This is a genomic window from Dankookia rubra (genome assembly GCF_004355005.1).
In the GTDB taxonomy this organism is placed as follows: Bacteria; Pseudomonadota; Alphaproteobacteria; order Acetobacterales; family Acetobacteraceae; genus Paracraurococcus; species Paracraurococcus ruber_A.
In genome coordinates, this window is sequence record NZ_SMSJ01000144.1 from 1 (window position 1) to 9347 (window position 9347).

7 protein-coding genes, 1 pseudogene and 1 riboswitch are annotated in these 9347 nt (G+C 69.2%); of the genes and pseudogenes, 5 read left to right on the forward strand and 3 right to left on the reverse strand.

The annotated features are described in order from the left end of the window. The 4 genes and pseudogenes from E2C06_RS33830 to thiC all read left to right on the forward strand — a co-directional run. On the forward strand, nucleotides 1-250 hold a 250-nt coding region (locus E2C06_RS33830), incomplete at its 5' end, for a transposase (protein ID WP_165982845.1). A 147-nt stretch (nucleotides 251-397) separates the two neighbouring features. Beyond that, nucleotides 398-724 (forward strand): annotated as a pseudogene (locus E2C06_RS40980) (hypothetical protein); the annotation flags it as partial. 406 nt (nucleotides 725-1130) lie between these two features. Further along, the gene (locus E2C06_RS33840; protein ID WP_241671593.1) at nucleotides 1131-1610 is read left to right on the forward strand and encodes a DUF4167 domain-containing protein; all 480 of its coding nucleotides are present in this window, start codon (nucleotides 1131-1133) and stop codon (nucleotides 1608-1610) included. Between the two features lie 78 nt (nucleotides 1611-1688). Next, nucleotides 1689-1797: riboswitch (TPP riboswitch) on the forward strand. Nucleotides 1798-1862: 65 nt separating this feature from the next. Next, nucleotides 1863-3680, forward strand: coding sequence for a phosphomethylpyrimidine synthase ThiC (gene thiC, locus E2C06_RS33845; protein WP_133292956.1), 1818 nt, complete (start codon nucleotides 1863-1865; stop codon nucleotides 3678-3680). 67 nt (nucleotides 3681-3747) lie between these two features. Here thiC and E2C06_RS33850 read toward each other — a convergent pair whose 3' ends face one another. Next, entirely contained in the window at nucleotides 3748-3984 is a 237-nt protein-coding gene (locus E2C06_RS33850; RefSeq protein WP_133292957.1) for a hypothetical protein, read from the reverse strand. A 93-nt stretch (nucleotides 3985-4077) separates the two neighbouring features. After that, the gene (locus E2C06_RS33855) at nucleotides 4078-4848 is read right to left on the reverse strand and encodes an MOSC domain-containing protein (RefSeq protein WP_133292958.1); all 771 of its coding nucleotides are present in this window, start codon (nucleotides 4846-4848) and stop codon (nucleotides 4078-4080) included. Between the two features lie 132 nt (nucleotides 4849-4980). Between E2C06_RS33855 and clpB the strand changes: the two genes are divergently transcribed. Then, on the forward strand, nucleotides 4981-7569 hold the full coding sequence (gene clpB / locus E2C06_RS33860) for an ATP-dependent chaperone ClpB (RefSeq protein WP_133292959.1): 2589 nt from the start codon (nucleotides 4981-4983) through the stop codon (nucleotides 7567-7569). Nucleotides 7570-7629: 60 nt separating this feature from the next. Here clpB and E2C06_RS33865 read toward each other — a convergent pair whose 3' ends face one another. After that, nucleotides 7630-8895, reverse strand: coding sequence for a M23 family metallopeptidase (locus tag E2C06_RS33865; protein WP_133292960.1), 1266 nt, complete (start codon nucleotides 8893-8895; stop codon nucleotides 7630-7632). Between the last annotated feature and the right edge of the window lie 452 nt (nucleotides 8896-9347).

Genomic DNA, 9347 nt, shown 5'->3' on the forward strand with positions numbered 1-9347 from the left:
CCGAGGCTACAGCAGCCACACCTTCCGCCAGCACCTCTGGGACCTCGGGGCGCGGCCCGCCATCCCGCCGAAGATCAACGAGGCTCCAGTCGCCTGCCCAGCGCCGATCTACAACAACCGCAACCGCGTCGAGCGCCTCTGGGCGAGGCTGAAAGAGTGGCGAGCCGTCGCCACCCGCTACGAGAAGACCGCCGCATCCTTCCTCGGCGTGCTCTGCCTCGCCGCCACCGCAGATTGGCTCAGGCGCTAACGGGGCCTAGTGCGGATCGCAGCATGGCGTGAACGTCCGGCCGTGATCCGCGATGGAGAGGATGGGCATCGGCCGCTGAAGCGAGTCCTGATTTTGTCGCACAAAAGTGTATAATTGTATCCGCGCTCCTCGCCGACCGGGCACTTGATGCACGTCGATTTCGGCCCGGTGGTCGTGGCCAAGGCGGTGGAGGGCGCGCTGGTGCTCACCGCGCCCGGGCTGCGGCAGGAGGAGGCCGCCTTCGAGCAGGATGTCCCGCCCGACCTGCCGCTGGTGCTGGCGCGGCTGGCGCTGCTGGAGCAGGTGCTGGTGAGTCTGCCGCTGAATGCGCGGGACGCCATTTGCGCCCGGCCGGCCGGGGCGCCGCGGCGGATCCGGCTGGCGGCGCCGCCGGCCGGGGAGGAGCGGGTCTCGGTCACGGTGGCGGATAACGGCGGCGGGCTGGACCCTGCGGTTCTGGGGCGGCTGTTCGAGCCGTTCGTCACCACCAAGCCGCAAGAGGAAAGGTGGGACTCGGCCTTGCCGTCAGCCACGGACGGGTGCGCGGCATGGGTGGCACGAGCACGGCCGGGAATGGGCTGGCGGGCGCGGTCTTCACCGTCACGCTCCCTTGTGCGTCGGCCCTGGTGCCGGCCCGACGGCGGGCCGGACGAAAAAACCGTTTGGCGGTCCGGCGCGGGAAGGCTAGCTTGCGACAGGCCCTTGCGGGCGGACGGGGAAGCCCCGCCGCTGGAAGTGCAGGCCTCGTGCAGCGGACGGTCCGTGGACATCACGCCGCCCGCCATGCTTATGGACGACATTGACCGCCAATGCCGTGCGCCCCTGGACTTCCTGGGGTTGACCGGGGCGGCCCACCTGCGAGACGGCAGACGCAACACTGATGAACATGAAACGCATGCGCGGCCGCAACCATCGGCATGGTGGTGGCGGCGGGGGTGGTGGCGGCGGCGGCCCGCCGCAGTTCCGCCAGAGCGGCCAGTCGCCGATGAACCGCAACCACGTCTTCGATTCCAGCGGCCCGGACATGCGGCTGCGGGGCACCGCCCAGCAGCTGTTCGAGAAATACCTGCAGCTCGGCCGCGATGCGACCAGCTCGGGCGACCGGGTGATGGCCGAAGGCTATTTCCAGCACGCCGAGCACTATTTCCGCATCCTGAACGCCATGAGCCAGGCACAGCAGCAGCGCGAGGGGGGCCAGCAGGCGCCGCAGCGCCGCTACCAGCAGGGCGGCGAGCAGACCGAGGCTGGCGAGGCCAATGGCAACGAGCCCGGCGAGATGAACGGCCAGGTGAACGGCCACGCGCTCGAGGGCGATGCCGACTACGACGGCCCGCAGCCCGAGACCCGCGAGCCAGCCTGATCGCCGCTGCCGCCTCCGGCCGGTCCGCCCGGTTGCGGACGCCGCGTTGACAGGGCCCGGCGCAGGACGCAGGCTCGGTGATGTTCCAAGGGGGGTCCCGCATGGGGCTGAGATACGGCAGAGGCGCCGTGACCCTTTGAACCTGATCCGGGTCATGCCGGCGTAGGGAGAGGAACGAACGGGCGCCATCCGCGAGGGGCGTCCGCCCCGCGCATCAGTTGCCCCCGGATCTCCAATTCTGAGGAGGTCCAAGTGCCCGATTCGATAACCCCAGAGTTGCCGCAGGTGACGACCGGCCCGTTGCCGGCCTCTCGCAAGGTGCATGTGCCGGGAGTGCTGCATCCCGGCCTGCGCGTGGCGATGCGCGAGATCGCGGTCAGCGGCGGCGAGCCGCCGCTCCGGGTCTACGACCCGTCCGGTCCCTATTCCGACGGAGCCCACCGCACCGACATCCGCCGCGGCCTGCCCGAGCTTCGCCGTGCCTGGATCGAGTCGCGCGGCGATGTCGAGGCCTATGCCGGCCGCGACCCGCAGCCCGAGGACGACGGGCTGAAGCCGGGCGAGGCCCGCAAGGTGCCGCAGTTCGATCGCACCGGCCGCCAGCCGCTGCGGGCCAGGCCGGGCGCGACGCCGACCCAGCTCGCCTATGCCCGGGCCGGGATCATCACCCCCGAGATGGAATACGTGGCGATTCGTGAGAACCTCGGGCGGGAGAAGCTGCGCGAGGCGGCGCTGCGGGACGGCGAGAGCTTCGGCGCGGCCATCCCCGACTACGTCACGCCTGAGTTCGTCCGCGACGAGGTCGCCCGCGGCCGCGCCATCATCCCGGTCAACATCAACCACACCGAATCCGAGCCGATGGCGATCGGCCGGAACTTCCTGGTCAAGATCAACGCCAATATCGGCAACAGCGCGGTCAGCTCCTCGGTCGCCGAGGAAGTGGACAAGCTGGTCTGGGCGATCCGCTGGGGCGCCGACACGGTGATGGACCTCAGCACCGGGCGGAACATCCACACCACGCGGGAATGGATCATCCGCAATTCCCCGGTGCCGATCGGGACGGTGCCGATCTACCAGGCGCTGGAGAAGGTGAACGGCCGCGCCGAGGACCTGACCTGGGAGATCTTCCGCGACACGCTGATCGAGCAGGCGGAGCAGGGGGTGGACTACTTCACCATCCATGCCGGCGTCCGGCTGGCCTATATCCCGCTGACCGCGCAGCGGGTCACCGGCATTGTCAGCCGCGGCGGCTCGATCATGGCCAAGTGGTGCCTGGCGCACCACAAGGAGAACTTCCTCTACGAGCGGTTCGACGAGATCTGCGAGATCATGCAGGCCTATGACGTCAGCTTCTCGCTCGGCGACGGGCTGCGCCCAGGCAGCATCGCGGACGCCAACGACGCCGCGCAATTCGCCGAGCTGGAGACGCTGGGCGAGCTGACCCAGATCGCCTGGAAGCGCGACGTCCAGGTGATGATCGAGGGGCCCGGCCATGTGCCGATGCACAAGATCAAGGAGAACATGGACAAGCAGCTCGAGGTCTGCGGCGAGGCGCCGTTCTACACCCTCGGCCCGCTCACGACCGACATCGCGCCGGGCTACGACCACATCACGTCAGGCATCGGCGCCGCCATGATCGGCTGGTTCGGCTGCGCCATGCTCTGCTACGTCACGCCGAAGGAGCATCTCGGCCTGCCGGACCGGGACGACGTGAAAGTCGGCGTCATCACGTACAAGATCGCCGCTCATGCGGCCGACCTGGCCAAGGGTCATCCAGCGGCGAAGCTGCGCGACGACGCGCTGTCCCGGGCGCGGTTCGAGTTCCGCTGGCGCGACCAGTTCAACCTGTCGCTGGACCCGGAGACGGCGGAGAAATTCCACGACCAGACCCTGCCTGCCGAAGGCGCCAAGCTGGCGCATTTCTGCAGTATGTGTGGGCCGAAGTTCTGTTCGATGAAGATCAGCCAGGACATCCGCGCCGCGGCGCAGCAGGGCATGGCGGAGATGTCCGAGCGCTTCAGGAACGACGGCGGGCAGATCTATGCGGCCCCGCAGCCCGCGGCGGAATGAGCGGGGAGTATGGAAGGGGCGTGGGGGGAGGAGGCCGTCCCCCCACCCCGTGCCTCGCCTGCCGGGCCTAGTCGACCTCGACCAGCATCCGGTGCGGATCAACCACCGCGCCGGTCTCGAGCGATCTCAGCACCCGCTGGCCAGCGGCCCAGGCATCCTCAGCATGGGCGAAGGGGGCGTCGGAAGAGAAGACGACGACGTCGCTGCCATCCCGGCGGACGCTCCATTTCCAGCGCCGGGGCGATTGGGACTGCAGATCAACTTTCACGTACCCGTAAAATTTACAGCCGCGTTCTTTCGCCATCGCAAGTAGGCTCCGTTACCGGAGTATGAATGCCCCACTCGCTCAGCAGTAGAAAATCGAGAAACCGTCAATAACCAGAACGTTAGCCTCCTTTTAATGGAGCAGGTCGCCCTGGGTCGGCTCCAGGGCGTCGCCGACGGCGATCCGGCCGCCCTCAAGCACTTCGGCGTATACCCCGAGATCGGCATGGCCGAAATGCTCCCGCAGCCATTTCGGCGGAGCGGCATCGCGTTCGGCTGTTTCGGGGTTCACCTCGGTCGCCGGGCAGCGAACGATGCGCTTGAAGACCCGCAGCCGGGCGCCGCCCAGCAGCACCTCCTGCCCCAGCAGGTCGAACTCGGCCCAAGGGGTGGCGCCGGAGACATAGATGTTGGCGCGGAAGCGCAGCGGGTCGAGCGGCATGCCGGCCTTCTCCTCCAGTGCATGCAAGCTTGCCAGGCCGATGATCGAGACGCACTTGGCCGCGACATCCGTGAAGTTGTGCCCCGGTGCCTCGACGAAACGCGGGGTGCCGCGCGCCTCCTCGCCGAGGTAGCCGGCGAGGAAGGCGCCGATCTCGGCCCGGCCGGCCGCGGTGCGGGTGCTGGCCAGCAGCGGCGGCGCGTCCGGCGGGCGGATCGCCAGGGTGCCGGTCTTCGGGTCGAAGGCGGAATGCAGCGCGGCGAGCCGGGCGTTGTAGGCCAGGCAGCCGAAATGCCGCTTGGGCAGCCAGGCCGGGGCCGCCGGGTCCATCGGCGAATCGCCCTGCGCCAGGGCAAAGCGGCGGTCATGCGGCAGGCATTCCCCGGGCGAGAGCAGAACCTCCTCCAGCGCCTCGGCGGTCAGGCCCTTCACGGGGTAGCGATAGATGTGCTCGACGCGCATCGGAACATTTTCCTCTCCAGGGGCCTTGACCCACCGCAAGGCGGATTACCACATCCCGGGTGAACTTGGTCCTGGTCGTCGCCTATTCAGGGGTGGCCGGAACCGGTCGCCTCTCGCTGAGGGACAATGAGCATGGACATCGAGAAATTCACCGACCGCGCCAAAGGCTTCCTGCAGGCGGCGCAGACCATCGCCATTCGCGAATACCACCAGCGCGTCACCGCCGAGCACCTGCTCAAGGCGCTGCTGGATGACGAGCAGGGCGCGGCCGCGGGCCTGATCCGCGCGGCCGGCGGCGACCCCGCCGCGGCCAAGCAGGCCGTCGACGCCGAAGTCGGCCGTCAGCCCAAGGTGACCGGCGGCGGCGCCGGGCAGCCTGCCTTCACCCCCGACATCGTCCGCGTGCTGGATGCCGCGCAGCAGCAGGCGCAGAAGGCCGGCGACGCCTTCGTGGCGCAGGATCGGCTGCTGGTGGCGCTCGCCGCGAGCGACGGCGCGGCGGGCCGCATCCTGAAGCAGGCTGGGGCCGACGCACAGCGGCTGGAAGCCGCAGTGGCCGACCTGCGCAAGGGCCGCAAGGTCGACAGCCAGAATGCCGAGCAGGCCTTCGACGCGCTGAAGAAATACGCCCGCGACATCACCGAGGCGGCGCGCGAGGGCAAGCTGGACCCGGTGATCGGCCGCGACGAGGAGATCCGCCGCACCATCCAGGTGCTGGCCCGCCGCACCAAGAACAACCCGGTGCTGATCGGCGAGCCAGGCGTCGGCAAAACCGCGATCGTCGAGGGTCTGGCGCTGCGCATCGTCAAGGGCGACGTGCCGGAGGCGCTGAAGGACAAGAAGGTGATGGCGCTCGACCTCGGCGCCATGGTGGCCGGCGCCAAGTACCGCGGCGAGTTCGAGGAGCGCCTGAAGGGCGTGCTGCAGGAAGTCGAGCAGGCCGCCGGCGACATCATCCTCTTCATCGACGAGATGCACACGCTGGTCGGCGCCGGCAAGGCGGACGGCGCGATGGACGCCTCGAACCTCATCAAGCCGGCGCTGGCGCGCGGCGAGCTGCATTGCGTCGGCGCGACCACGCTGGACGAGTACCGCAAGCATGTCGAGAAGGACGCGGCGCTGGCGCGGCGCTTCCAGCCGGTCTTCGTCGGCGAGCCGAGCGTGCAGGACACGATCAGCATCCTGCGCGGCATCAAGGACAAGTACGAGACGCACCACGGCGTGCGCATCACCGACAGCGCGCTGGTCGCGGCGGCGACGCTGTCCAACCGCTACATCACCGACCGCTTCCTGCCGGACAAGGCGATTGACCTGGTCGACGAGGCCTCGTCCCGCCTGCGCATGCAGGTCGACAGCAAGCCGGAGGAACTCGACGAGCTCGACCGCCGGCTGATGCAGCTGAAGATCGAGCAGGCGGCGCTGGAGAAGGAGGAGGATCCGGGCTCCCGCGACCGGCTCGGCAAGCTGCAGAAGGAGCTGGCCGACCTCGAGGAGCGCTCGCGCGAGATGACGCGGCGCTGGGACGAGGAGAAGGGCAAGGTCGTCGCCACCAAGAAGGCGAAGGAGGAGCTGGACCGCGCCCGCACCGAGCTGGAGCTGGCCGAGCGCCGCGGCGACTTCGCCAAGGCGGGCGAGCTCAAGTACGGCGTCATCCCGGGCCTCGAGAAGCAGATCTCGGGCGCCGCCGACGGCGATGCGCGGCTGGTGAACGAGGCGGTGACCGAGGAGGGCATCGCCGCGGTGGTCAGCCGCTGGACCGGCATTCCGGTCGAGAAGATGCTGGAGGGCGAGCGGGCCAAGCTGCTGAAGATGGAGGACCAGCTGCGCCGGCGCGTGGTCGGCCAGGAGGAGGCGCTGGAGGCGGTGGCCAAGGCGGTGCGGCGCGCCCGCGCCGGGCTGCAGGACCCGAACCGTCCGATCGGCAGCTTCCTCTTCCTGGGCCCCACCGGCGTCGGCAAGACCGAGCTGGTGAAGGCGCTGGCGAGCTTCCTGTTCGACGACGAGCGGGCGATGACGCGCATCGACATGTCCGAGTACATGGAGAAGCATGCCGTTTCCCGCCTGGTCGGCGCGCCCCCGGGCTATGTCGGCTACGACGAGGGCGGCGCGCTGACCGAGGCGATCCGCCGGCGGCCCTACCAGGTCATCCTGTTCGACGAGGTCGAGAAGGCGCACGAGGACGTCTTCAACATCCTGCTGCAGGTGCTGGACGACGGGCGGCTGACGGATGGCCAGGGGCGGACGGTCGACTTCCGCAATACCATCATCGTGCTGACCAGCAACCTCGGAAGCCAGGCCATCGCCGAGCTGCCGGAGACTGCCGATATCGAGGCGGCGCGGCCGGCCGTGATGCGGGCGGTCAGGGACCGGTTCCGGCCGGAATTCCTCAACCGTCTCGACGAGATCGTGCTGTTCCGCCGCCTGGCGCGGAGCGACATGGCCTCGATCGTCGACATCCAGCTGGGCGGGCTGCGCAAGCTGCTGGAGGATCGCAAGATCCACCTGGAGCTCGACGCCGCGGCGCGGGAATGGCTGGCCGAGGCCGGCTACGACCCGGCCTATGGCGCGCGGCCGCTGAAGCGGGTGATCCAGCGGAATCTGCAGGACAAGCTGGCGAACCTGCTGCTGGAGGGCAGCATCCACGACGGCGAGCAGCTGCGGGTGACCGCGGGGCCCGACGGCCTCGAGATCGCCGCGACCCCGCTGGCCGAGGCGGCCTGACGCCGGACGGCGCGTCCCGCCAGGGACGCGCCACGGCAAGCGGTGGGAGAGGGGCTGCGGTCAGTCGGCCGCAGCCACCTCCTGCATCGGCTGCAGGCGTCCGGCCAGCACCGTGAGGCCCTGGCGCGTCGCTTGGAAGGCGGCCAGGGCCGGCCCTTCCAGCACCGTGGCGGGGCGGGTCCGGGCCCGGCTCGGGTCGATCTGCCGGCCGGCCTCGGCGATCTCGTAGTGCAGGTGGTTGCCAGTGGCGACGCCGGTGCGGCCGACCTTGCCGATCATCTCACCCTGCCGCACCCGGTCGCCGAGCTTGAGACCGGGAGCGAAGGCCGAGAGATGCGCATAGCGGGTCGAGCGGTCTTCCGGATGCTGCAGGGTGACGACGCGGCCATAGCCGCTGAGCCAGCCGATCTGCACGACTTCTCCGTCCGAGGCGGCAAGCACCGGCGTGCCGCTCGGGGCGGCGAAGTCGATTCCCTGGTGCTGGCGGGTATAGCCGAGCACCGGATGCGCCCGCATGCCGAAGCCCGAGGTGACCCGGGCGCCGTCGAGCGGGGTGCGGAGGAAGGCACGGCGGAGGCTGCGGCCCTGGTCGTCGAACCAGTCCGGCCCGGCTTCGGTGTCGTAGCGCCAAAGCGAGAGGTCGCGGCCGGAGAGGGCGAATCCGGCATGCAGCATGCGGCCTTCGCGCAGCAGGTCGCCCTCGCGGTCGCGGAAGCGCTCGAACAATATTGTGAAGCTGTCGCCAGGGCGGAGTTCGCGCTGAAAGTCCAGCTCGTGCGCCAGGCCCTGCACCAGCTCCCGGGCCAGGGAATCGGGCAGGCCTGCGCCGCGCAGATCGTCCAACAGGTCTTCCCGTATCGTGCCGCGGGCGAGGGCCAGATGGCGGCGCTCACCGGCGGTTTCCTCATGCGCGATCCAGCCGGTCGGGGTACGGGTGACGGTGACGGTGCGGCCTGGCTGCGGCTGAAAGGTGAGGGCGAGCAGCGCGTCGTCGGCGGCGGCCTGGCGCAGGGTAAGCTCATGCCCCGCAGGCAGGGCGGCACGTGGCGGCAGCAGGGACGCCAGGGCGGAGACGGCGGGTTCCAGTTCGCGCCGTTCGACGCCGGCCGCGGCCAGGACCTGGGCGACGGTCTGGCCGCGGCGGGCGACGACGGTACGGATGGTGGGACGCGACCGCGTGGTGGAGACGCCGTGCGCGAGGCCGCCGGTCGACAGGACAGGGCGGTAGCCGGGCGGCATGGGGTCGGCAGCGGTGGCGGCGGATGCGCCAAGCGACAGGCACGCGACTGACAGCCAGCGCGCGTGGCGCCGGGTGCGATGCAGCATGGAAAAACCCCTCCCAGGGCTGAAATGTGGCGTAACCCTTTCAGGCAAAATCACGCCAAGTCAACAAGTTGAACTGTCCGGTTACGTCATGAGGTGAGAGACGGGAGCAGTTACAACGCGGTAGCGGGAAAAGGGTTTGACAGGTTTGGGGTTGGGGCATAAAAGCCGGCCTCCCGACGGTGGGCCGGTTGGTCAGACTGCGGGGATTAAGAAGAGGTCTTGACCTGAGTAGCTTCAGCCACTAAGGTCTCGACCCCGCTGAAAGGCGGAACTTCCTAACCGACAGGGTCTGGTGCCGGTCGGACCGGGACGATAAGTCTCGGGGCGACCGCAGGGAAGCCGTTCATTGACAGTTGCATCTGGTTTTGGAAGCGCGTTTTGCGTGAGTTGTTGCCATTTGGTTATCCTGTTGGGATGGCTGGGGGGCGGACTTTTGCTGGGTGTGTATTTTG